Here is a 22,168-nt window from a genome sequence, read left to right as displayed (position 1 = left end):
TGCGGGCGACGCCGGGAACGGACGCATGGATCTGGTCGAGGACATCCGGAAGCAACTGGCGCAGGGCGCCGACGACGCCGCGCCGCTTTACCAGCGGCTGGCCGAGGCGATCCGTACCAGCCTGGCCGCCGGTGCGGAAGCGCCCGGCGTGACCCTGCCTGGCGAGCGCCGGCTGGCCGAGGCGCTGGACGTGTCGCGGGTCACCGTGCGCAAGGCGATCGACTGCCTGGTGGCGGAGCGCAGCCTGGTCCGCCGGCACGGCGCCCGCACCGTGGCGGCGGCGCGGGTCGAGAAATCGCTGTCGCGGCTGACCAGCTTCTCGGAGGATATCCGCGCCCGCGGCTATGCCCCCGGTGCGGTCTGGATCGCGCGCTCGGTCGGCCCGGCGACGCCGGCGGAGGTGATGGCGCTGGGCCTCGGCGTCGACCAGGAGGTGTGCCGGATGGTGCGCCTGCGCACCGCGGACGGCGAGCCTGTGGCGATCGAACGCTCGACCGTGCCGCGCGCCCTGCTCGATTCGCCGCACCGGGTGAAGACCTCGCTCTATGCCGTGCTCTACGCCGACGGCGTGGCGCCGGTGCGCGCGGTCCAGCGGCTCTATGCCGACGTGATGAGCGCCGAGGACGCCCGCCATCTGGGCTGCACGCCGGGCGAAGCGCTGCTGGTGATCGAACGGCGCTGCTTCCTGGGCGACGGCCGCGTGGTCGAATACTGCCAGACCCGGTATCGCGGCGACGCCTACGACTTCGCGGTGGAGTTGACCCGGGAGGCCGACGAGCCCTTCGCCGTCTGACCGCGCATCAAGTCCAGTTAAATACCACTTGCCGAACTGGTCGCTTTGTGGCCCACTCCGATCCGGGGCTTCGAGGGGGAACAGACGCCCGATGCAGCGCGAGGCGTTCATCGACAGGATCCGCGGCCGGCTGATCGTGTCGTGCCAGCCGGTCGCCGGCGGGCCGCTGGACGGCACGCCGTTCGTGGTCGGCTTCGCCCGCGCCGCGCTGGACGGCGGCGCCGCCGGTCTGCGGATCGAAGGCGCCGCCAACGTCGCCGCCGTCCGCGCCGCCACCGACGCGCCGATCGTCGGGCTGATCAAGCGCGACCGGTCCGACAGCCCGGTGCGGATCACGGCCACGTCGGACGACGTGACCGCCCTGGCCGCCGCCGGCGCCGACGCCGTCGCCTTCGACGCCACCCGTCGGCCGCGGCCGGAGCCGGTCGCCGCCCTGTGCGCGGCCGCCCACGCCGCCGGCGCCATCGCCTTCGCCGACTGTGCCGACGCCGCCGACGGCCGCGCCGCACTCGAGGCCGGCTGCGACCTGGTCGGCACCACGCTGTCGGGCTACACCGGCGGGCCGGAGCCCGATGCGCCCGACCTCGCACTGATCGCCGCCCTGCGCGTGCTGACGCCGAACGTGATCGCGGAGGGCAACCTGCGCGCGCCCGAGGATGCCGCCGCCGCCATCCGCGCCGGCGCGCTCGCCGTCGTGGTCGGCTCCGCCATCACCCGGCCCGAGTTCGTCACCCGCTGGTTCGACGCGGCGGTCGCCGCCGCCGTCGCCGACCGGCGCGAATCGTCGGCCGCGCGGGCATGAGCGCGCCGCTGACGCTGGCCGTCGACCTCGGCGGCACCAAGACGCTGGCGGCGCTGGTCGCCGACGGTCGGATCGTCGACAGCCGGGCCGAGCGGACGGCGCGGGACGCCACCGCCGAAGACTGGATCGCCGGCATCGGCCGGCTCGCCGACGGCTGGCACGGCCGCTTCGAGCGCGCCGGCATCGCCGTCACCGGCGTGGTCGCCGGCGGTTGCTGGTCCGCGCTCAATCCCGGCGTGCTGGCCGTGCCCGACGGCTTTCCGCTGGTCGACCGGCTGCAACGGGCGCTGGCGGTGCCGGTCCGCGCGGTCAACGACGCCCAGGCGGCCGCCTGGGGCGAGTTCCGCCACGGCGCCGGCCGCGGCGTCCGTACCATCTTGTTCATGACCGTGTCGACCGGGTTCGGCGGCGGCGTGGTGATCGATGGGCGGCTGCTGGTCGGCCGCACCGGCATCGCCGGCAGCCTGGGCCAGCTCGCGGCGCGGATTCCCGGCGTCGACCGGTTGGAGGACACGCTGTCCGGCCAGTGGATCGCCGCGCAGGCCGCTTGGCTCGGCCACAGTGCCGACGCGGCCGCGGTGATCGGCGAAGCCGACCGCGGCGTGGCCTGGGCGGCCGGCATCGTCGACGCCTCCGCCGGCCGGCTCGCCGCGGTGATCGCCGACCTGCAATATCTGTTCGACCCCGACCGCATCGTGATCGGCGGCGGGGTCGGCCTGGCATCGGGCTACCTGAAGCGCCTGCGCACCAAGCTGGCGGGTGTGCGCAGCCATACGCCGGCGGCGCTGGTGCCGGCCGCGCTCGGCGCCGATGCCGGCATCGTCGGCGCCGCCGACCTCGCCGCAGGCCACGATTTCCACGCAACCGAAGAACCGGAGCTCAGCAAGGAGGAGATGGGACGATGCGCAGGATGAGGACAAGGCTGCTGGCCACCACCATGGCGGCGGCGATGGTGCCCGCGGGCTCGGCGCTGGCCGAGGTCACCGTGCTCGGCTGGCCGGGCGGACCCGAGGAGGTGGCGCTGCGCGCGGCCGCCGACGCCTACAACGCCATGGACGGCGTCGCCGACGAAGACAAGGTCGAGCTGATCTTCTTCAACCGCGACGGCTTCTGGGACAAGCTGCAGGCCGACCTCGCCGCCGGCACCACCGAATTCGACATCAACCTGACCGCGACCTACGCGGTCGGCCGCTATGCGCCCTACATGGCGCCGCTGGACCTGCCGGCCAGCGCCGTCGACGTGTTCGGCGACAGCGTACTGGCGACCATGCAGTATGACGGCGCCCAGTACGGCGTGCCGACCGACCTGTCGCTGCACTTCATGTACTACCGCGCCGACCTGATCGCCGAACTGCTGACCAATGCGGACTGGCAGGCGCGCTATGGCGAGATCAGCGCCGAGCACCTCGGCACCGCGATGACGCCGAAGGACCCGGACGAGTGGACCTGGGACGACTATGCCGCCACCGCGCTGTTCTTCACCCAGGCGATCAACGCCGACAGCCCGGTGCGTTACGGCACCGTGCTGCAGATGAAGAACCTGCTGTTCAACATGATGATCTGGCATTCGACCGCGCGGTCGCAGGGCGGCAACTGGATGGATGCGGACGGCAACATCACCGTGGATTCCGAGGCGTTCCGCAAGGGCCTGGAGCTGTACAAGATGCTCTACGACGCCGGCGCCAGCCCGCGGGATTCGCTGAGCTACGAATATGCCGAGGCCAACGCCGCCTTCGGCTCCGGCCAGGCCGCGACCATGCTGCAGTGGAACGCGGCCGCCGGCGACCTGACCGACCCGGAGAAGACGCCGGCGGTGGCCGAGGTGGTCGGCACGGTGGCGCCGCCCACCGGCTCGCAGGGCCGCTTCACCCACATCCACGGCCTCGGCCTGGGGCTGAACGCCAATGCCGAGAACATGGACGGCGCCAAGGCCTTCCTCGACTGGCTCGCCTCCGAGGAGGCCGCGCTGATCTACGCGCGGGCCGGCGGCTCGCCGGCGCTGGCCCCGGCGGTCTCCGCCAAGATCGCCGAGGAGCGGCCCGACCTGGTCGCGCTCGGCACCTATGCCGGCGCCTACGGCTTCGTCATGAACGGCGGTACCTCGGCCAACGCGCTCAGCGTCTACGAGCTGCAAGCCAAGGAGTTCACCGGTTACTGGGCCGGCGAGCAGTCGCTCGACGACGCGCTTGCCCACACCGCCGCCGGCATGGCCGAGCTGCTGAAGTGATCGCGCGGGCGGGGGCGCCGCACGGTGCCCCCGCCACTTGACTTGCGCCGGCCCGGCCGCCGCGGCGCCGAACGTGCATCCCCGGAAACGAGACCTGACGTGACGCGCCAGCCAATCCGCGCAGAGCCGGCAGCATGACCCGTCGCCGCCACCCGGAATCGCTGCCGCTGATCGCGCCGGTCACCGGCTTCCTCCTGCTGTTCCTGGCCTTCCCGCTGATCGTCGACCTGGTCTACAGCGTGTCGAACGTGACCTTCGAGACGCTGCGCACGCCGGAGGTCACCGGCCTCGGCAACTTCGCCGACGTGCTGGGTGACGGCGCCTTCTGGTCCGCCACCGGCTTCTCGTTCCGCTTCGGGCTGCTGACCGCCGCGGCGGAGACCCTGCTCGGGCTCGGCCTCGCCATCTTCCTGGCGCCGCTGTTGCAGAAGCGGCCCTGGCTGATGGCGATCCTGATGATGCCGATGATGGTGGCGCCGGCCATGGTCGGGCTGATGTACCGGCTGGTGCTGCACGAGTTCGTCGGCCCGGTGCCGCACTATCTGTGGAGCTGGTTCGGCGACAGCCCGTCCTTCCTCGACGCCCAGTCGGCGTTCTGGACGCTGGCGACGATCGAGACGCTGCAGTGGACCCCGTTCGCGCTGGTCATCCTGTACAGCGCCTACCAGTCGATCCCGCCGGCGGTGGTGGAGGCGGCGCGGATCGACGGCGCCGGCCCGCTGCGCAACTTCCTGCACATCGAGCTGCCGCTGATGCTGCCGAGCCTGGTCGCGGTCGGGTTGATCCGCTTCATCGACGGCTTCCGCGTGTTCGACAACGTCTACACCCTGACCGGCTCCGGCGCCGGCGGCTCGACCACCAGCCTGTCGATCTACATCTACCTCGCCTTCTTCCGCGAGGGCGCCATCGGCAAGGCGGTCGCCGCCTCGATGGTTCTGCTGGTCGCCGCCTTCGTCGTGCTCTACGCGGTCAACCGGCTGGTGATGCGCCGCGGAGCGGCGGCATGACCCATGCCGTGACCGCGCTGCGCTGGCTTGTGTTCGTCGTCGTCGCGCTGGCGATGAACGTGCCGGTGATCGTCACCCTGGTCACCTCGCTGAAGACGCCCGGCGAGATCTCGATGAACCCGAGCCTGTGGATCGACGCGCCGACCCTGTCGAACTACGCCCGCGTATTCGAGATCGCCGACCGTTTCGACGCTGCCGGCTTCCTGCTGAACAGCCTGGTCGCCTCCACCTTCGGCGCGGTGGCGGCGATCGTGCTGGCCCTGCCCGCGGCCTATGCGATGGCGCGGCACGGCGACGGGCGCCGGCTGCTGCTGCCGGCGATCCTGAACCTGCGCGCGGTGCCGCTGATCATCTTCGCGATCCCGATCTACATGATGTACCAGTGGCTCGGCCTGCTCGACACCCGCATCGGCCTCGGCCTGATCCTGACCATCGTCAACCTGCCGCTGGCGCTGATCATGCTGGTCAACGCCATCGACGCGGTGCCGGCCGAGCTGGACGAGGCCGCCCGCATCGACGGCGCCGGCCTGTGGACCGTGCTGACCCGGGTGACCGCGCCGATGTGCCGGGCTGCGCTGGCCGCCACCCTGATCTTCGGCTTCATCACCGCCTGGAACGAGTTCCTGTTCGGCCTGATGCTGACCACGCGCTCGGCGGTGCCGATGACCGTCGGCGCCTCGTTCTTCTTCGCCGCCAGCGGCGGCGGCGTCGACTGGGGCATCGCCGCCGCGGTGATGATCATCGGCGCCCTGCCGCCGACCCTGCTGGGCCTGCTGATGTACCGCCAGATCGGCCGCTCGCTGACCTCGGGGGCGGTGAAGGGTTAGGCGGCGCGGTAGAAGCCGATGGTCCGCGCGATGCCGTCGGCCAGCCCGGTGCGCGGCACCTCGGGATAGTCGTCGCGCAGCGTGCCGGGCGCGATGTCGGCGGCGACCGGCAGCGGCGGGCCTTCGGCGCGGATCGCGGCGCCGGGTGCGGCGCGCATGATCGCGGCGGCGACGTCGGCGGCGTCGGCCTGCTCGCCGACGACGTTGTAGACCGCGGCCCCCTGCGGCGGGCGCGCGGCGGTGGCAGCGAAGGCCTCGACCAGGTCGCCGACGAAGACATAGTCGGCCGGACCGCTGTAGGGGATGGTGTAGTCCCGGCCCTCGGCCGCCGCCCGGCAGGCCAGCGACGGGCCCGCGGTCAGCCCGAGGTCGCGGCCGGGACCGTAGACCACGAAGGCGCGGAAGCCGGCGCTGGCGATGCCATGGTCGGCCCGATAGGCGCGGGCCGAGCCCTCGCAGGCCAGCTTGAACGCACCATAGTGGGTGGTCGGCCGCGGCGTGGTGCCGTCGTCGGGCCCGAACACCGCTGCGCTGCTCATGTAGAGCACCGTGCCGATGCCGTGGGCCCGCGCCGCCTCGAACAGGTTCAGCGTGCCGATCAGGTTGACCGTGGCGCCGCGCACCGGATCGGCCTGGCAGGCCGGCGTCAGCAGCGCCGCCAGGTGGATCAGGCGGTCGCAACCCTGCGCCGCCGCCCGCACCGCGGCGGCATCGGCCACGTCGCCGACGTGCCAGTCCAGCGCATCCGCGACGGCGTCGCCGGCGACGGCGCGCACCAGCCGACGATCGTCCTTCAGGTCGAACACGCGGATCGCCGCGCCCATGCCGGCCAGCCGGCGCGCCAGCCACGCCCCGATGAACCCGCCGCCGCCGGTGATCAGCACCTTCATGTCCGTCGCCCCCATCCGTGCGCCCGCGACCCTAGCCGCTGGCGGCGACCGGCGGAAGCGCCGCCGCAGACCGGTGCCGCTCAACGCGCGGGATGACAGCCGCACCCCGGCGCACCAATATGCGCCCGCCGTGCCCGCAGCTCCGGAGACGCCTCTCATGCCCGCCGCGCCGACCCTCGACGTCATCACCATCGGCCGCTCGTCGGTCGACCTCTACGGCGAGCAGGTCGGCGGCCGGCTGGAGGACATGACCAGCTTCGCCAAATATGTCGGCGGCTCGCCGACCAACATCGCCATCGGCTCCGCCCGGCTCGGGCTGAAGCCGGGCCTGATCACCGCGGTCGGCGACGAGCACATGGGCCGCTACATCCGCGAGACCTGCGCCGCCGAGGGCGTCGACGTCACCGGCATCAAGACCGACCCGGACCGGCTGACCGCGCTGGTGATCCTCGGCATCCGCGACAAGAAGACCTTCCCGCTGATCTTCGTGCGCGAGAACTGCGCCGACGCCGCGCTGGGCGAGGACGACGTCGACGCGGCGTTCATCGCGCGCGCCGGCGCGGTGCTGGTCACCGGCACCCACTTCTCCAAGCCGAACCTGGACGCGATGAGCCGCAAGGCGATGCGCATCGCCCGCGGGCTCGGCCGCAAGGTCATCATCGACATCGACTATCGGCCGGTGCTGTGGGGCCTGACCGGGCTGGGCCTGGGCGAGGAGCGCTTCGTCGCCAGCGACAGCGTGTCGGCGCACCTGCAGTCGATCCTGCCGCTGTGCGACGTGATCGTCGGCACCGAGGAGGAGATCCACATCGCCGGCGGCTCCACCGACACCCTGGCCTGCTGCCGGGTGATCCGCGGGCTGGCGCCGGCAGCGCTGATCGTGGTCAAGCGCGGGCCGATGGGCTGCGTGGTGTTCGACGGGCCGATCCCCGACGACATCGAGTCAGGCATCAAGGGACCCGGCTTCCCGGTCGAGGTGTTCAACGTGCTCGGCGCCGGCGATGCGTTCATGAGCGGCTTCCTGCTCGGCTACCTGCGCGGCGAGCCGATCGAAACCGCCTGCAAGTACGCCAACGCCTGCGGCGCCTTCGCGGTCTCGCGCCACGGCTGCGCGCCGGCGGTGCCGAGCCGGGCAGAGCTCGACTATTTCTTCGCCCATGGCAGCGCGGAACACGCGCTCCGCCTCGACCGCAAGCTGGAGCATGTGCACTGGGCCACCAACCGCACGGTCGAGCGGCCGCAGGTGCTGGCGATGGCGTTCGACCATCGCGCCCAGATGGAGGCGATGGCCGACGCGGCCGGCGCCGATCGCGGCCGCATCGCCGAATTCAAGGCGCTGTGCCTGGACGCGGCGCAGCAGGCGGCGGACGGGCGCAGCGACTTCGGCATCCTGCTCGACGGCCGCTACGGTCAGGACGTGCTGGACCGCGCCACCGGCACCGGCTGCTGGATCGGCCGGCCGATCGAGGCGCCCGGCTCGGTCCCGGTGCGGTTCGAGGGCGGCGCCGACGTCGGCTGCACCCTGCGCGAATGGCCGGCCGAGCAGGTGGTGAAGTGCCTGATCTTCTATCACCCCGACGATCCCGCCGACCTGTGCCGGGCACAGGAAGAGCAGGCGCTGCGCCTGTTCGACGCCGCGCGGCGCACCGGCCACGAGCTGCTGCTGGAGATCATTCCGTCGAAAAGCGCGGCAGCGGTCGACGACACCACGCTGGCCCGGGCGCTCGCCCGCTTCTATGCCATCGGCATCTGGCCGGACTGGTGGAAGCTGCCCGACCCCGGCAGCGACGCCGCCTGGGCCGCCATCGCCGACACCATCGCCGCCAACGACCCCTGGTGCCGCGGCGTGCTGCTGCTCGGCCTCGACGCGCCGGCGGCCGCACTGGAGGCGAGCTTCGCCCGCGCCGCGTGCCAGCCGGTGTGCAAGGGCTTCGCCGTCGGCCGCACCATCTTCGGCGCCGCGGCCCGCGCCTGGCTCGGCGGCGAGATCGACGACGCCGGCGCCCGCCAGCGGATGGCCGACGCCTATGCCGGCCTGATCGCCGTCTGGGACCGGCTGAAGGCCGCGGCCGGCTGACGCCGGCGTTGCCGCGGCCGCCGTTCGTTCGCTAAGACCGGCGCCTGGCGCCCGCACATCCGAGAGGACCCGCAATGCCCGACCTGCTGCTGACCGACCACGCGCCCGACGCCGCCGGGCTGGTTCACCGGGTGACGCCGCAGAGCGCCGGCTGGACCTATGTCGGCTTCGACACCTACAGACTGCAGCCGGGCCAGCGGGTCGCGGCCGAGACCGGCGACATCGAGGCCTGCCTGGTCATCCTCGGCGGCAAGGCGACGATTGCCGCGGGCGGCGAGACCTATGCGGCGATCGGCGAGCGTGCCGACGTGTTCTCCGGCCGGCCGTGGTCGGTCTACGTGCCGTGGAAGACCGGCTACGGCATCGAGGCGGTGACGGCGTGCGAGGTCGCCGTCTGCACCGCGCCCGGCGGCGGCGACCACGCGCCCCGGCTGATCCGGCCGGAGGACTGCGGCACCATGACCCGCGGCAGCGGCACCAACACCCGCCATGTCTGCGACATCCTGCCGGAGACCAAGCCGGCCCATTCGCTGCTGGTGGTGGAGGTGATCACGCCGTCGGGCTGCTGGTCGTCCTATCCCAGCCACAAGCACGACACCGACAACTTCCCGGACGAGACCCGGCTGGAGGAGATCTACTTCCACAAGCTGAACCCGCCGCAGGGCTTCGCCTTCCAGCGCGTCTACACCGACGACAAGGCGCTGGACGTCACCATGTGCATCCACGACGGCGACCTGGTGATGGTGCCCTACGGCTACCACCCCTGCGGCACCGCCCACGGCTACGACCTCTACTACCTCAACGTGATGGCCGGCCCGAAGCGGATGTGGCGGGTCAACACCCGCGCCTGCCACCGCTGGCTGCTGCCGAAATAGGGCGGCGGCGGTGTGCGTCCTTCGAGACGCCGGCCCGTGGCCGGCTCCTCAGGATGAGGAGCGGGGCGGGTTGCGGCGGCGGGGTGCGTCCTTCGAGACGCCGCCCTGCGGCCGGCTCCTCAGGATGAGGAGCGGGGCGGGTTGCGGAAAGGCCGGCATGGCGGTGCCGGATTGCCCACCCGACACGGCGGAGGCGGCCGAGACCCACACCACCCCCGCCTCATCCTGAGGAGCCGCGCGCCAGCGCGGCGTCTCGAAGGACGCACGGCCGCCTTCTCCTCCCTCGCCTCGCCCTGAGAAGCCGCCGGGAACGGCGGCGTCGCGAAGGACAGCCGGGGTCAGAACACCAGGGCGGTCAGGCCGGTGGCGGTGCCGGCCTCGAGCAGGCGGTGGGCCTCGGCAGCGTGATCGAGGGGCAGGCGGCGGGCGATGTCGACCTGCACGGCGCCGCGGCGCAGCATGGCGAAATAGGCGTCGGCCAGCGCCTGCCGGCTCGCGGCGCTGTCGGCATAGTCGGCGAAGTTCGGCCGCGACACCGTCAGCGAGCGCCGGCCGAGGTCCTCCAGGTCCTGGGCGCCGACCGGGCCGGAGACGCGGCCGTACAGCACCAGGTGGCCGCGCGGGCCGAGTGCGGCGACCGAGCCGGCGAAGCTGGCGCGGCCGATGCCGTCATAGACGACGCTGGCGCCGGCGCCGTCGGTCAGCGTCCGCACCCGCGCGGCGACATCCTCGCTGCCGCGGTCGATCACCGCGTCGCACACTGCGGCCGCGACCGGGATGCGGGCGGGGTCGGAGACGGTGCCGATCACCCGGGCGCCGAGCGCGCGCGCCCACTGGGCGAGGATGCGGCCGGTGCCGCCGGCCGCGGCATGCACCAGCACCCGGTCGTCCGGGCCGACGCGGTGGACGCGGGTGAGCAGCGCCGCCGCAGTCATGCCGCGCAGCAGCGAGGCCCCGGCCAGCACGGCGTCGATGTCGTCGGGCAGCGGCACGGCGACGTCGGCCGGTAGCAACCGATGGCTGGCATAGGCGCCGGCGGGGCCGCCGGCATAGGCGACGCGGTCGCCGGCGCGGAAACGGGTCACGCCGGCGCCGACGTCGGTGACCCGCCCCGCCCCTTCCAGGCCGGGGATGCCGGGCAGCGCCAGCGTGCGCGACGAACCCTGGCGGCCATGCACGTCGATGAAATTGACCCCGGCCGCGGCCTGGGCGAGGCGGATCTCGCCCGGCCCCGGCGGCGGCACCGCCACCGTCTCCGTTGCCAGCACCTCCGGCCCGCCGTGGCTGCGCACGACGATGGCGCGGGCGTGGATGGTGCCCGCCGTCTCGGCCTCCGGCGCCCCGTCCGCCAACGGGTCCGCCACCGGGTCCGCCACCGGATCCGGCGCGGTGTCCGGCGGCGCCGGCCGGGCGGCGAGCGTGCGCGCCGGCCGGGCCAGGATGGCACGGATCGCCTCGAAGCCGGCGGCGTAGATGGCGTCGCCGACCAGCCGCACCAGCCGCTCGGCCTCGCCCGGCGGCGGGTCGAAGCGCGACTGCCAGTGCCAGAAGGTGGCGTCGCCCAGCGTCACCGGCCTGAGCGCGACGGTGGCGACATAGCCGTGCAGCGGCAGCGGCGCCTCCAGCAGGCAATAGGTGAAGCTGCGGGTGCGGTCGTCCAGCGCCAGCAGCTGCTCGCGCAACACGCCGCCGTCGGCCAGCCGGAACCGGCGCACCGCGCCGATGCGGTCGGCCGGCTCGGCCTCCTCGATCCGGCTCTCGGCCACCGCCGGGTGCCAGCGGTCGTGGCCGTTGAAGTCGCGCAGCACCGCCCACACCGCGTCGACCGGCGCGTCGATCACCGTGCTGCGCGCGACCGTCACCATCGCCGGGGTGCGGCGGCCGGCCTCATCGGCCGTCGAAGATGCGCTTCAGCGCGGCCAGGCCGGCGGCGAACACGCCCTCGCCGATCTGGCGCAGCAGCGGCGCCTCGTCCGCCGGCGCACAATCGAACTCCGCGGTCCATTCGGCGAAGGCGTGGTTGCGGTCGGTGATCGGGAACAGGCGCAGGGTGGCGACGTAGTTGCGCACCTCCATCGGGCTTTCCAGGATGGCGTAGGTGCAGGCGAAATCGTAGTCGCTGAGCCCGAGCAGCTGCTCGCGGATGCGCCCGCCGTCGCCGAGCGTGAGATTGCGGATGCAGCCGACCTGGTCGGCCGCGCGCCGCTGCTCGATGCGGCTGTCGTCGACCAGCGGGTGCCAGTCCGGCAGCGCGTTGAAGTTGCGCACCGTGGCCCAGACGGTGCCGACCGGGGCCTCGATGACGGCGGATGCATAGGCGCGTGGCATGGCGCAACAATGCGGGCCGGCGCGCGGCTGTCAACAGCCGGCAGGCGCCGCGGCGGCAACGAAGCGTAAGGCTCTGTCTGCCTACCATCGCCCGGAGACGACGCGGCGGGAGCGGGCGCGATGCGGCTGACCGACCTTTCGTTCGAGGACTGGATCGAGCATGCCTTCGGGCCGGCGGTGCGGCCGCACGGTGCTGCCTGGTTCTTCGACGCCGACTGCGCCTGGTGGGACCCGCCGCCGGCGCAGGCGATCGCCCATCTGACCCGGCTGTTCGCGGACCCGGTGCCGGCGCTGGCCTGGTTCGCCGACAGCCAGATCGCCCAGGGCCTGACCTATCTGGTCGACAGCATGGCAACCGGCGACGACGGCTGGTTCAGCGCGCCGGCGGTGCCGGTGGCCGACCGGCTGCGCTGCATCGCGGCGATCGGCACCCTGTTCGCCGCCCTGTTCGCGCCGCGCTGCGCGCCCGCCCTCGGCCATCTCAGCGAGGCCGGCGGGCCGCTGAACGACGTCTGCTACATGTGGTGGGACTGCTTCCTGCATCGCGCTGGCCGACGACCCGCAGCGCCCGGCGCTGGAGGACGCCGCGCTGGCGGTGATGCAGGCCACCCTGGCGCTGCCGTCGCCCGCCTGCCAGGAAAGCGCGCTGCACGGCCTCGGCCACTGGCACGCCGCCCGGCCGCAGGCGGTGGAGCGGATCGTCGACGCCTGGCTCGCCACGGGCGCGGCTGCGGACCCGCGGCTGGACGCCTATGCCCGCAGCGCCCGCTGCGGCTGCGTGCTGTAGGGCCCAACCGCCCGCCATCCGCCTGCCATCCGGCCGCGCATCCCGGCGACGGGCATGCACTGGCGATGATCCGCGGCGCACGGGGCTGCGTACCACCTTCGGTGACGGCCGCTGTGCCGCGCATCCACCGGTCCACGCCAACACAACGAGGGAGAGACATGTGATCGAAATCGCAGGACTTCGCACGGCCGCCATCGGCATCGCCGCCTGTGCCGCGCTCGGCCTCGCCGCCTGCAGCAGCAGGACGGCGCCGGAGGCGACCGCCTCGGCCCAGGCCACCGCATCGACCCAGGCCACCGCCGATATCGTCGACACCGCCGTCGCCGCCGGCAGCTTCAACACGCTGGTCGCCGCGGTGCAGGCCGCCGGGCTGGTCGACACCCTGAAGGGCCCCGGGCCCTACACCGTGTTCGCGCCGACCGACGCCGCCTTCGCCGCGCTGCCCCCCGGCACGGTCGACGACCTGCTGAAGCCGGAGAACCGGCGCGGCTGCAGCAGATCCTGACCTACCACGTCATTCCCGGTCGGGTGATGTCGTCCGACATCGCCGGGCAGGTGCTGCAGGTGGCCACGGTGGAGGCAGCACGGTCGACATCGACGCCACGGCGGGCGTCAAGGTCGACCAGGCCAACGTCACCGCCGCCGACATCGAGGCCAGCAACGGCGTGATCCACGTCATCGACGCGGTGATCCTGCCGTAGCGCGACCGCCGAAACCGGGGTCCCGGCCGCCCGGCGCACCCAGCGCCGCGGCGGCCAGCCCTGGCCGGACTGCGCACGGCGGCCGGTGCGCAGACAGCGTGGGCCCGGCATCGCGGCCGACGCGAGCGCAAGCCGCAAGCACGATGGCGGCCACTGCCGCTTCCGGGGCACGCGCCGCTACCGCCCCGGGGCGCTGGCCTCTTTCGGTTTCGGGCCGCGCTTGCGCGGGCTGACCACGCGGCCGAGCCGGCTCTCGATCGCGGCGAGGAAGGCGGCGTCGCCCAGCGGCCGGCCGATGCTCTCGGCCCGGCGCAGCGCCTTGTGCGCCGCCGCGTCGGTCTCGTCCGCCTCCAGCAGCCCGGCCAGTCCGGGGAAGCGCGCCTCGACCGGGCCGGTGTCGGTGACGCCGTCGGCGGCGCCGCGATGGGCGTGCAGGCTCGACCACGGCCACTCCGCCGCCCGCTCGACCAGCCGCGCGCGGACCGGGTTCAGGTAGACGTAGCGCAGCGTGGCCGCGACGTGCGGCTCGTCCAGCGCCACCGCGCCGAACCGCCCCTGCCAGAAGTGCCCTGTGCGCTGCAGCCGGGCGTGCACCGCCCCGGCATGGGCGCGGTGCACCCGCGCCAGCGCCCGGCTCAGCCCCTCGGCCGTCTCCGGCGCCAGCACCAGGTGCACATGGTTCGGCATCAGCACCCAGGCCCACACGCCGACCCCGTGGTCCCGGCACGCCTCGCCGAGCAGCCGGCGATAGAGCCGGTAGTCGTCGTCGGTGAAGAACGTCTGCTGCCGCCCGTTGCCGCGCTGGGTGACATGGTGCGGCAGGCCGGGCACGACGGTGCGGGCGAGACGGGCCATGGCCGCTATTCCGTCATGCGCGGGCTGGTCCCGCGCATCCACGCCCGTGCCGCAGCCGGACGGCGTCAGCCGGCGACATACTGTGGCACCGCCTCGGCCACGACGGCATCGCGGAAATACCGGCTGAGATCCTGCGCCATACGAAGATCCACCTTGGCGCCGTCGAGCAGCGCCGACAGCGCCGCCTCGATCCGCGCCACGTCGACCGGGCTCACCGCCCCGCCTCGCCCGCGGGCGCAGCGGAAAGCTTCAGGTCCAGCGCCTTGATCACCTTGAGGATGGTGGCGAAGCCGGGGTTGCCGGCGGTGCTGAGCGCGCGGTAGAGCGCCTCCCGCTTCACGCCCGACCGCCGCGCGATCTCCGCCATGCCGCGCGCCCGCGCGACCTGGCCCAGCGCATGGGCGACATAGGCATGGTCTCCGGTCTCCAGCGCCTCGCTGAGATAGACCGCGACCGCCTCGTCGTCGGTCAGCCACTCGGCGATGTCGAACGGCCGGGTCTTGGTCATGGTCCGTGTCATGCGCCGTCTTCCTCCAGCTGCCGCGCCAGCTTCTTCGCCCGTGCGATGTCCCGCGCCTGGCTGCCCTTGTCGCCGCCGCACAGCAGCACGACCAGGGTACGGCCACGGCGGGTGAGATAGACCCGATAGCCCGGGCCGGCGTGGATGCGCAGCTCCTCAACCCCGTCGCCGACCGCCTCGACATCGCCGAAATGCCCGAACGCCAGCCGATCGATCCGCGCCGCGACCTGAACCTGCGCCCGCCGGTCCTTCAGCCGCGCGAGCCAGCGATCGAAGACGTCGGTCGTCCGCACTTCCATCATCGGCATATGTAACCCACAGGGGACAGAATGCAAGGACGTGGCACGCGGGAATTTTGACAGGAACGGCGTGAAGGGTCACTTTAATGCACTGTCACCGTAATCCCGTAATCCACTACACCTTCCGCTGACAGCGCGAAGCCAGACCAGGGGCGCCTCATGGGGCGCCTCGCGCCTGCCTTTGCCTTTGTCTTTGCCTCCAACCCTCCAACCTGAGGCGCTTGCCCGTCCCTTACAATCAGGTCATGATGTCAGCAGGAGTGGCAGCGGAGGGCAAGATGCGCGGGATTGCCATTGGTGCTGGAAGCGCCGCATTTTCGGTGCGTTCATTGCTGCTAGTTCTGGCACTCCTAGTCTTCACTACTCGGACCTCACATGGGGCGACAATAGATGGCCACCAAGCACGGGGCGGGCGACGGAGATCAGACTTTGGGAACAGCCGAGAGCGAACGATTTGAGCGCCGGCAATGAAGTCTAGCAGCGATTGGGACGAAAGCAGTCCAGCAATTCAAAACCCACCAAAGATGGCCGAATCTACATGTTTTGGATCAATTGCCCATAGAAAGGCAGTATACCCGCCATCATTTGGAGTCCAAGAGTCGCTATCTCTCTGACGCGAAGCAGAAGAGGCGATCGATCCGGCATTCAAGTCATGGACAGCAACTCTATGTCCCATCAGATACGGTCGACCATTGTAGACTACAAACTCGGTCCTCCTGAGCCCCTCCAGAGAAAGATCTGTCATAAGTCTCATTATTTTGATAGCCAGAGCAGTTACTAGGATATCACGCTTGGGACCCAGAAAGGACCAAACAACCCTCTGCAAGAGTGAACTGACTCGGATTTCTAAGTTCGTAGCCGTGGCGAAAAATGAGCACACATCTTGACCGGAACTCAGCTTTCCGAGTTAAGCTGGCAGTCAAGTGCCCCTATCCCAATGAATCGTGGCAACGTCACCGAACGAACCTCCTTCAAATTAGACCCCGAGAGGAGTCCCCATTCACCACGACACCACTAAATCCACCAACCGATGCGCACAAGTTCACTTCATCGTTCACACGAAAAAAACGTAATCCTTAGAGGATCCATTCCACGTCGAAACGCTGGAGAGCTACTTGCCGCGATCCAACTCCAAGCCATCTACCGCCACTGGGTCACCGTGCCCTAAAGACGTCTGATTCCAACAACTACTCCACTAGGAAATACAAATGGCCTGAACTCCGCCGATGATATCGGCGCAATGTCATCCTGGACTTGAGTCGACAGTGACCAGCTGTACCGATGTAACTTGGGCCTCGGCACCGCTTGGGCAGTAAGAATAGGGCCTGGCACCTCCTTGCGGTACCATTTTCTAAATTGATTTCATCGCAACAATTCGAGCAAAACTTGTATCACTCAGGGTTTACGGTCAACCGCCGGTACAGCGGAGACCAAGATTGTATGCCGCCTGAATCAGGTCACGGTGAGCAGAAAGGGTACCCCCATCGGCCTGGCAGTCGGGACAATTTTGGAAATCCCCAATATCTTCGAGACTTCCACCAGTTAGTGCGTGGCTAAGTTGGAAGAATCCGAAAAGAATGAACCCGATCACTGCACTCATTTTCGTCCCCTGCTTGAGATTGCGTTGATGCTCCATTTAACATGCCAACCGCCCCTCACCCCCTCCTCCCGCCGATCCCGCTCCCGGTCGCTGTCCGCCTCCGCGCCTTCTCGCCTCTTCCGGAGCTGCGCCAGGTCCCGCGCGTCCTGCACCACGTCCGTCAGCCGCCCCACGCCGCCGCCTTCGATGCCGACCTCGCGCATCAGGTTGTCGATCATCGGGGCCTGGACGCGGTAGCGCAGGGCTGGTCGATCACCTCGTCGGTGACGTTCTTCTGGCCGCCGGCGCCGCCGCCGGCGAGACCGTCGACGTGGAGGATCTGATCGCGTCGATCTTTTCCATGGGCTTGACGCTCGCGACGATGCCCTCCAGCCGGTCGAGCAACTGGCCGCGCAGGCGGCCGGCGCGGGCGTCCTCGCTGAGCAGATCTCGGCCTCGTTCAGCGCGCGGGCGCCCTCGGCGTCGACGGCGTAGCGCTGCCGCGCCGCCTCGGCGCGGATCTTCGGCGTCGGCGTCGGCCGCGGCGATGCGGGCGGCCCTCGGCCTGGCCGGCGGCGGCCTCCTCGGCCCGGGCGCGGGCGGCCGCCGCATGTGCTCGATCTCGGCCTCGCGCGGCCGCGATCAGTCTACTGCCTTGCGCCGCTCGGCGATCTCGCGCTCGCGGGCGGTGAAGGCCTGCTCCTCGGCGGCGATCGCCTTGGCTCCGCGCCGCCTCGGCCGCAGCGGTGGCGGCGGAGCGTTCCTTCGACTTGTCGGCCAGCGCGATGGCGCGGTCGAGCTCGGCCAGCTCGTTGGCCTGCTGGCGCTCGATCTCCAGCGTGCGCAGGTCGCGTCGAGTACGCGGGCCTCGCGCAGGCTGGTGCAGAGCCTGGCCCGCTCGATCTCCTCCTCGGCGCCGATCTCGGCCTCCTGGAAGGCCTGGCGGCGGGAAATCTCCATCGCCTCCAGCGTCTTCTCGCGGTCGATGCGGGCGCGGTCGAGCGCGTGGTCGCGCTTGATGCCGGCGAGGTCGACGTCCATCTGCGCCGAGACCTCGGCCTGCTTGCGCTGGGACCCGGGCGGCGCGAATTCCTGCGCCTTGGCCGACAGATCTCGCGCTCGCGCTCGGCCAGCCCACCGCCCGGCGGCGGTCGATCTCCAGCTGCTCCTGCGCCTGGGCGCGGGCGATCCGCTCCTTCTCCAGCGCCAGGTCGGCGGCGATGCGGGCGCGCTCGGTCTCGCGCGCCGCCTCGATCTCGGCGGCCTCGACCGCGCGGCGCCGGGCGATCTCCTGGCGCTGGGTCTCCTCCTCGTTGACGATGCGGGTGTCGGCCAGCGTGGCGGTCGTGCGCGATGCGGGTCTTCTCCACCGCCTCGCGCGCCGTCAGCTGCGCCTGCTCGCCCTCCTGGTCGCGGATGGCGCGCTCGCGGGTCAGCTCGGCGCGCTGGATGGCGTGGCGCACCTCCACCTCGCGCTCCTGCTCCAGCCGGGCATGGCCTGCTCGCGGTCGATCGTGGGCGCGCAGCCGGGGTTGCGCGCGGATCTGCAGCATCGTCTCCCTGCTCGATGCCGTTGCGCAGTTTGCGGCGGGATCTGGATGCGCCTGGTCAGGGCGCGGTCAGGCCCTCGGCGTCGAAGGCGTTGGACGGGTCGAAGAACTCCATGCTGGTCTGGTCGATGTCGACCAGGGCGACGCCTCCAGCTCCAGCCCGTTGCGGGCCAGCTGCGCGCCGGTGGCCGCGCGCACTCCGCTCGGCATAGTCGGCGCGGTGCTCGTGCAGCTCCTCCAGAGTCATTTCCGCGGCGATGCCGCGCAGGCCGCCGACGAACTTGCCCCAGCAGCTCGCGCATGGCGTCGCGGTCCATGGTGCGCGCGCCCAGCGCGTCTGGGCGGCGGCAACCGCGTCGCGGGTCGGCGCCACCTGCACGTAGAACTCGGCGCTGACGTCGACTCCGCACGCGGTCGCGGGCATCATGCGTCGTTGCTGCCGCGGCGCACCTCGATGTGCATCACCCCCATGTTGACCGGGGTGACCTCGTGGATCACCGGATGACCAGCGCCGCCGTTGATCACCACCTTCTCGCCGAGGAAGCCGGTGCGCACGAACGACATCTCCTTGGTCGAGCGGCGGTGAGCCAGCGCAGCGCATAGACCACGATCGTCACCACGACGATCAGGATGATCAGCCACAACAGCAGCGCGCCCAGGATCTCGGAATTCATCGCGGTGTCCTTCCCCGAAGGTCTGCGCCGGCCGGGCCGGTCGTGCCTGTCGAACGCTAGCAGGTTCATGCGCGTCACTCACGCCGCGCGGGTGCCGGCAACCCCGGCGCACCACCTTCGCCCTCCTCGGGGACGGGGAGGGTCGGGAGGGGGCGGCGCCGGGATGGGTCGGCGCTCAGGCTTGCGGCAGGAGGTCTCTCGCCCATTGAGCCGGCGCGACAGCCACCAACGCGCCGGATGCCCCCTTCGGTCCTCCCCCCGTACCGGGGGAGGAAGCGTGCGGCGGCACCACCCCGGTTCCCCGCGGCACCGGACCGGCGGAGGCAGGGCGGCCGGCGCGAATGGGCGGATGCCGGCTCATGCGCGGCGGCGGGTCTGGCCGGCGATGGCGCGGAAGGCGGCGACCAGGGCGGCGGCGAAGGCGGGGTCGTTGATGGCGGCGTCGACGCGCAGCACCTGGCGGTTGCCGCCGGCCTCCACGCCGTCCTCGATCGCCGCGAACAGGGCGGCGTCGGCCGCCGGGTCGTGGAACGGCTGGCCGGGCACGTCGAGGGCGGAGACGCCGCCGGTCGGCAGCAGGAAGCGCACCGGCCCGCGCATCCGGTTCAGCCGCTCGGCGATCCAGCCGCCCATCGCCGCGTTCTCCTCGCGCGTGGTCCGCATCAGCGTGACCTGCGGGTTGTGGACGTGGAACAGGCGGCGGGCGAAACGCTCCGGCACCGTGTCGCGGGCGCCGAAATTGACCATGTCGAGCGCGCCGACCGAACCGACATAGGGCAGGCCGGTGCGGATGGCGGCGCCCATCCGGTCCGCGTCGGCGGCGAAGATGCCGCCCACCGTCATGTCGGCGATCTCGGTGGTGGTGACGTCGACGATGCCGGCCAGCGCGCCGGTGTCGGCCAGGTGCTCCATCGAGCGGCCGCCGGTGCCGGTGGCGTGGAACACCAGGCAGTCGTAGTCGGCCTTCAGCGCCTCGCAGACCGCGCGCACGCACGGCGTGGTGACGCCGAACATGGTGATGCCGAGCGCCGGCTTGGCCGCCAGCCGGCGGGCGCGGCGCTGCTCGGCGGTGGGCGCGCGGGCGATCATGCCGGCCAGCGCGTTGGCGCCGTTGCGCAGCACGTCGGCCGAGATCGCATTGATGCCCTGGATGTCGACCACCGAATAGAGCATGGCGATGTCGACCGCGCCGACATAGCGGGCGACGTCGCCCGACGCGACGGTGGAGATCATCAGCTTGGGCAGCCCGACCGGCAGCGCCTGCATGCCCGGCGTGACCAGCGCGGTGCCGCCGGAACCGCCGGCCGAGATGATGCCGCCGATGTCGCGCTGGCGGACGATCCAGCGGCGGAACGCCTCGGCCATCGCCGCCACCGCGCGGCCGCGGTCGCCGGTGAACACCGCCGAGGCGCCGCCGGGATAGGCGCTGGCCACCTCGCGCGCGCTGACGTCGGCTGCAGCCAGCCGGCCCGAGGTCGACAGGTCGACGGTACGGGTGGTCAGCCCGGCCTCGCGCAGCACGCCGCGCATGTAGTTCAGTTCGGCCGCCTTGGTATCGAAGGTGCCGACCACATAGGCGGTGCGGCCGGTCATCTCCACCGCCGACGGCGGCTGCAGCGCCGGGCCGGCCTCGGCGCCCGCCTCCGCCGCGGCCTGTCGGCGCTGCTCGCGGATCGGCGCGACCACGCCCCAGCGGTTCGGCGCCGCCGGCAGGGTGCGGATGTTGCCGCTGCGTGCCGGCGCGTCGGCCTCGGCGTCGCCGCCGCGCACCACCCGGAACACCGGCGCCTCCGGCTCCGCCGTCGCGGCGGCCTCGGCGGCGGGCGTCTCCTCCGCCGCCTCCTCGCGGCGGCCGACGCCGAGCAGGCTCTGCTGCAGCGCATGGTCGCCGGCCAGTGCGGCCGCCGGCATCACCTGGCCGATGCGGCCGTTGACCATGATCGCCACTTCCTCGGCTACCTCGCAGGCGACGCCGATGTTCTGCTCGATCAGCAGGATGGCGATGTCCTCCTGCTCGACCAGCCGGCGCAGCACGCCCTCGACCTGCTCGACGATCGCCGGGGCCAGGCCCTCGGTCGGCTCGTCGAGCACCAGGAGGCGCGGGTTGCCGAGCAGCGCGCGGGCGATCGCCAGCATCTGCTGCTCGCCGCCGGACAGCTGGGCGCCGCCGTTGCCCTTGCGCTCGGCCAGCCGCGGGAAGGTCTGGTAGATGCGCTCCACGGTCCAGGCGCTGTCGGCCGTGCGGCGGAACGCCAGCCGCAGGTGCTCGTCGACGCTCAGCGACGGCCACACCCGGCGGCCCTGCGGCACATAGGCGACGCCCAGCCGCGAGATCTGGTCGGGCCGGAGCCCGAGGATGCTGCGCCCGGCCAGGCGCACGCTGCCGCTGCTGGCCGGCAGCAGGCCCATGATGGTGTTGCACAGCGTGGTCTTGCCCATGCCGTTGCGGCCGACCACCGACAGCACCTCGTGGTCGACGGTCAGGTCGACGCCCTGCAGCGCGTGGCTCTGGCCGTAGAAGACGTGGAGGTCGCGCACCTCCAGCATCGGCGGGTCGGGCCGGCGCTCAGCCATGGGCGCCCCGCAGATAGATCTCCTGCACCCGCGCGTTCGCCTCGATCTCGGCCGGGGTGCCGGTCAGGAAGATGCGGCCGTTGTGCATCATCGTCACGCGCTCGGCCACGCGCAGGGCGACGTCGAGGTCGTGCTCGATGATGATGTAGCCGATGTGCGCGGGCAGGCTGGTCAGGATCGCGATCAGGTCGCGGCGCTCGGCCGGCGACAGGCCGGCGGCCGGCTCGTCCAGCAGCACCAGCCGCGGCGCGCCGGCCAGCGCCATGCCGATCTCCAGCTGGCGCTGCTGGCCGTGCGACAGCTCGGCGACCCGCACGTCGCGCTGGTCCTCCAGGTTGACCGCGTGCAGCAGCCGCTCGGTGTCGGCATGGGCGGCGTCGTTGGCGCCGCCGCGACGCAGGCTGTAGCGGCCGCGGGTGACGCCGCGGGTGGCGAGATACAGGTTCTCGAAGATGGTCAGCCCTTGGAACAGCTGCGAGATCTGGTAGGTGCGGCGCAGCCCGCGGCGGATGCGCTCGTGCACCGGCATGGCGGTGACGTCCTCGCCGAAGAAGCGGATGCGGCCGCTCGACGGCGGGAAGTCGCCGGAGATCAGGTTGAACAGGGTGGTCTTGCCGGCGCCGTTCGACCCGAGCACGGCGTGGCGTTCGCCGGCCCGGATCGACAGGTCGATGTCCTCGACCGCGCTCAGCGCGCCGAAACGGCGCGACAACCCGCTGGCCTCGAGCGCGAAGGCTCGCGCCTCCTGCAGCCGCTCGACGCGGGTTGCCGCCGCCATTCCGCTATGCCCTCAGCCCGCGGTC

General features: G+C 71.8%; 21 protein-coding genes and 2 pseudogenes. 9 read left to right on the top strand and 14 right to left on the bottom strand.

The features are described 5' to 3' along the window. The first annotated feature begins 25 nt into the window (after window positions 1-25). From R3F55_16465 to R3F55_16445, 5 genes and pseudogenes are all read left to right on the top strand, one after another. Window positions 26-793 (top strand): GntR family transcriptional regulator, encoded by a 768-nt coding sequence (locus R3F55_16465; GenBank protein ID MEZ5668999.1) that lies wholly within the window; start codon window positions 26-28, stop codon window positions 791-793. 91 nt (window positions 794-884) lie between these two features. Continuing rightward, a pseudogene (locus R3F55_16460) lies at window positions 885-2,509 on the top strand (putative N-acetylmannosamine-6-phosphate 2-epimerase). Next, the gene (locus tag R3F55_16455; protein MEZ5668998.1) at window positions 2,497-3,822 is read left to right on the top strand and encodes an extracellular solute-binding protein; all 1,326 of its coding nucleotides are present in this window, start codon (window positions 2,497-2,499) and stop codon (window positions 3,820-3,822) included. Before R3F55_16460 ends, R3F55_16455 begins: the two are co-directional and overlap by 13 nt. A gap of 134 nt (window positions 3,823-3,956) precedes the next feature. Next, window positions 3,957-4,829: a sugar ABC transporter permease gene (locus R3F55_16450; protein MEZ5668997.1), complete on the top strand. Its 873-nt coding sequence runs from the start codon at window positions 3,957-3,959 to the stop codon at window positions 4,827-4,829. Further along, complete coding sequence (locus R3F55_16445; protein ID MEZ5668996.1) at window positions 4,826-5,656, top strand: carbohydrate ABC transporter permease; 831 nt, start codon at window positions 4,826-4,828, stop codon at window positions 5,654-5,656. Before R3F55_16450 ends, R3F55_16445 begins: the two co-directional genes overlap by 4 nt. Here the strand turns inward: R3F55_16445 and R3F55_16440 are convergent. Beyond that, window positions 5,653-6,546: an SDR family oxidoreductase gene (locus tag R3F55_16440; protein ID MEZ5668995.1), complete on the bottom strand. Its 894-nt coding sequence runs from the start codon at window positions 6,544-6,546 to the stop codon at window positions 5,653-5,655. The two genes, R3F55_16445 and R3F55_16440, sit on opposite strands and share 4 nt — an antisense overlap. A 157-nt stretch (window positions 6,547-6,703) precedes the next feature. On the opposite strand from R3F55_16440, the gene iolC reads away from it, so the two are divergent. Together iolC and iolB are read left to right on the top strand one after the other, a co-directional pair. Next, window positions 6,704-8,623, top strand: a complete 1,920-nt coding sequence (gene iolC / locus R3F55_16435; protein MEZ5668994.1) for a 5-dehydro-2-deoxygluconokinase — start codon at window positions 6,704-6,706, stop codon at window positions 8,621-8,623. Window positions 8,624-8,697: 74 nt separating this feature from the next. Further along, window positions 8,698-9,498, top strand: a complete 801-nt coding sequence (iolB, locus tag R3F55_16430) for a 5-deoxy-glucuronate isomerase (protein MEZ5668993.1) — start codon at window positions 8,698-8,700, stop codon at window positions 9,496-9,498. 338 nt (window positions 9,499-9,836) lie between these two features. On the opposite strand, the gene R3F55_16425 is transcribed toward iolB, so the two are convergent. After that, a complete protein-coding gene (locus R3F55_16425; protein ID MEZ5668992.1) occupies window positions 9,837-11,363 on the bottom strand; it encodes an SRPBCC family protein in 1,527 nt (508 codons plus the stop codon). A 22-nt stretch (window positions 11,364-11,385) separates the two neighbouring features. Further along, window positions 11,386-11,826 carry an SRPBCC family protein gene (locus R3F55_16420; GenBank protein ID MEZ5668991.1) on the bottom strand — a complete coding sequence of 147 codons (441 nt, stop codon included), beginning with the start codon at window positions 11,824-11,826 and terminating at the stop codon, window positions 11,386-11,388. Window positions 11,827-11,946: 120 nt separating this feature from the next. Between R3F55_16420 and R3F55_16415 the strand changes: the two genes are divergently transcribed. Further along, a complete protein-coding gene (locus R3F55_16415) occupies window positions 11,947-12,777 on the top strand; it encodes a hypothetical protein (protein ID MEZ5668990.1) in 831 nt (276 codons plus the stop codon). Window positions 12,778-12,917: 140 nt separating this feature from the next. Continuing rightward, window positions 12,918-13,314: pseudogene (locus R3F55_16410) on the top strand (fasciclin domain-containing protein). A gap of 177 nt (window positions 13,315-13,491) precedes the next feature. Here R3F55_16410 and R3F55_16405 read toward each other — a convergent pair. The 11 genes from R3F55_16405 to R3F55_16355 form a co-directional block, all read right to left on the bottom strand. Beyond that, window positions 13,492-14,169 (bottom strand): transposase, encoded by a 678-nt coding sequence (locus tag R3F55_16405; protein ID MEZ5668989.1) that lies wholly within the window; start codon window positions 14,167-14,169, stop codon window positions 13,492-13,494. A 65-nt stretch (window positions 14,170-14,234) separates the two neighbouring features. Further along, the gene (locus R3F55_16400; protein ID MEZ5668988.1) at window positions 14,235-14,384 is read right to left on the bottom strand and encodes a hypothetical protein; all 150 of its coding nucleotides are present in this window, start codon (window positions 14,382-14,384) and stop codon (window positions 14,235-14,237) included. Beyond that, on the bottom strand, window positions 14,381-14,689 hold the full coding sequence (locus R3F55_16395) for a putative addiction module antidote protein (protein MEZ5668987.1): 309 nt from the start codon (window positions 14,687-14,689) through the stop codon (window positions 14,381-14,383). The genes R3F55_16400 and R3F55_16395 overlap by 4 nt, the downstream gene beginning before the upstream one ends. Next, window positions 14,686-14,991 carry a type II toxin-antitoxin system RelE/ParE family toxin gene (locus tag R3F55_16390; protein ID MEZ5668986.1) on the bottom strand — a complete coding sequence of 102 codons (306 nt, stop codon included), beginning with the start codon at window positions 14,989-14,991 and terminating at the stop codon, window positions 14,686-14,688. The genes R3F55_16395 and R3F55_16390 overlap by 4 nt, the downstream gene beginning before the upstream one ends. A 1,593-nt stretch (window positions 14,992-16,584) precedes the next feature. Continuing rightward, window positions 16,585-16,806, bottom strand: coding sequence for a hypothetical protein (locus tag R3F55_16385; GenBank protein ID MEZ5668985.1), 222 nt, complete (start codon window positions 16,804-16,806; stop codon window positions 16,585-16,587). 403 nt (window positions 16,807-17,209) lie between these two features. Then, window positions 17,210-17,608: a hypothetical protein gene (locus R3F55_16380; protein MEZ5668984.1), complete on the bottom strand. Its 399-nt coding sequence runs from the start codon at window positions 17,606-17,608 to the stop codon at window positions 17,210-17,212. Between the two features lie 567 nt (window positions 17,609-18,175). After that, entirely contained in the window at window positions 18,176-18,541 is a 366-nt protein-coding gene (locus tag R3F55_16375) for a hypothetical protein (protein ID MEZ5668983.1), read from the bottom strand. Beyond that, window positions 18,541-18,672, bottom strand: coding sequence for a hypothetical protein (locus tag R3F55_16370; GenBank protein MEZ5668982.1), 132 nt, complete (start codon window positions 18,670-18,672; stop codon window positions 18,541-18,543). Before R3F55_16370 ends, R3F55_16375 begins: the two co-directional genes overlap by 1 nt. After that, entirely contained in the window at window positions 18,639-18,791 is a 153-nt protein-coding gene (locus R3F55_16365) for a hypothetical protein (GenBank protein ID MEZ5668981.1), read from the bottom strand. The genes R3F55_16370 and R3F55_16365 overlap by 34 nt, the downstream gene beginning before the upstream one ends. Window positions 18,792-19,148: 357 nt before the next feature. After that, window positions 19,149-21,365: an ABC transporter permease gene (locus tag R3F55_16360; GenBank protein ID MEZ5668980.1), complete on the bottom strand. Its 2,217-nt coding sequence runs from the start codon at window positions 21,363-21,365 to the stop codon at window positions 19,149-19,151. Further along, window positions 21,358-22,143 (bottom strand): ABC transporter ATP-binding protein, encoded by a 786-nt coding sequence (locus R3F55_16355; protein ID MEZ5668979.1) that lies wholly within the window; start codon window positions 22,141-22,143, stop codon window positions 21,358-21,360. The genes R3F55_16360 and R3F55_16355 overlap by 8 nt, the downstream gene beginning before the upstream one ends. Between the last annotated feature and the right edge of the window lie 25 nt (window positions 22,144-22,168).

The organism is Alphaproteobacteria bacterium (assembly GCA_041396705.1).
In the GTDB taxonomy this organism is placed as follows: Bacteria; Pseudomonadota; Alphaproteobacteria; order CALKHQ01; family CALKHQ01; genus CALKHQ01.
The sequence above is the reverse complement of the archived record's forward strand: the minus strand, read 5'-3'. Positions and strand labels throughout refer to the sequence as shown.

Excerpts from the sequence above, each read along its gene's own strand:
- R3F55_16465 (MEZ5668999.1), top strand. The coding sequence starts at position 26 with ATGGATCTGGTCGAGGACATCCGGAAGCAACTGGCGCAGGGCGCCGAC.
- R3F55_16455 (MEZ5668998.1), top strand. The coding sequence starts at position 2,497 with ATGCGCAGGATGAGGACAAGGCTGCTGGCCACCACCATGGCGGCGGCG.
- R3F55_16450 (MEZ5668997.1), top strand. The coding sequence starts at position 3,957 with ATGACCCGTCGCCGCCACCCGGAATCGCTGCCGCTGATCGCGCCGGTC.
- R3F55_16445 (MEZ5668996.1), top strand. The coding sequence starts at position 4,826 with ATGACCCATGCCGTGACCGCGCTGCGCTGGCTTGTGTTCGTCGTCGTC.
- R3F55_16440 (MEZ5668995.1), bottom strand. The coding sequence starts at position 6,546 with ATGAAGGTGCTGATCACCGGCGGCGGCGGGTTCATCGGGGCGTGGCTG.
- iolC (MEZ5668994.1), top strand. The coding sequence starts at position 6,704 with ATGCCCGCCGCGCCGACCCTCGACGTCATCACCATCGGCCGCTCGTCG.
- iolB (MEZ5668993.1), top strand. The coding sequence starts at position 8,698 with ATGCCCGACCTGCTGCTGACCGACCACGCGCCCGACGCCGCCGGGCTG.
- R3F55_16425 (MEZ5668992.1), bottom strand. The coding sequence starts at position 11,363 with ATGGTGACGGTCGCGCGCAGCACGGTGATCGACGCGCCGGTCGACGCG.
- R3F55_16420 (MEZ5668991.1), bottom strand. The coding sequence starts at position 11,826 with ATGCCACGCGCCTATGCATCCGCCGTCATCGAGGCCCCGGTCGGCACC.
- R3F55_16415 (MEZ5668990.1), top strand. The coding sequence starts at position 11,947 with ATGCGGCTGACCGACCTTTCGTTCGAGGACTGGATCGAGCATGCCTTC.
- R3F55_16405 (MEZ5668989.1), bottom strand. The coding sequence starts at position 14,169 with ATGGCCCGTCTCGCCCGCACCGTCGTGCCCGGCCTGCCGCACCATGTC.
- R3F55_16395 (MEZ5668987.1), bottom strand. The coding sequence starts at position 14,689 with ATGACACGGACCATGACCAAGACCCGGCCGTTCGACATCGCCGAGTGG.
- R3F55_16390 (MEZ5668986.1), bottom strand. The coding sequence starts at position 14,991 with ATGATGGAAGTGCGGACGACCGACGTCTTCGATCGCTGGCTCGCGCGG.
- R3F55_16385 (MEZ5668985.1), bottom strand. The coding sequence starts at position 16,806 with ATGATCGACAACCTGATGCGCGAGGTCGGCATCGAAGGCGGCGGCGTG.
- R3F55_16380 (MEZ5668984.1), bottom strand. The coding sequence starts at position 17,608 with ATGGACGTCGACCTCGCCGGCATCAAGCGCGACCACGCGCTCGACCGC.
- R3F55_16375 (MEZ5668983.1), bottom strand. The coding sequence starts at position 18,541 with ATGCCCGCGACCGCGTGCGGAGTCGACGTCAGCGCCGAGTTCTACGTG.
- R3F55_16365 (MEZ5668981.1), bottom strand. The coding sequence starts at position 18,791 with ATGAATTCCGAGATCCTGGGCGCGCTGCTGTTGTGGCTGATCATCCTG.
- R3F55_16360 (MEZ5668980.1), bottom strand. The coding sequence starts at position 21,365 with ATGGCTGAGCGCCGGCCCGACCCGCCGATGCTGGAGGTGCGCGACCTC.
- R3F55_16355 (MEZ5668979.1), bottom strand. The coding sequence starts at position 22,143 with ATGGCGGCGGCAACCCGCGTCGAGCGGCTGCAGGAGGCGCGAGCCTTC.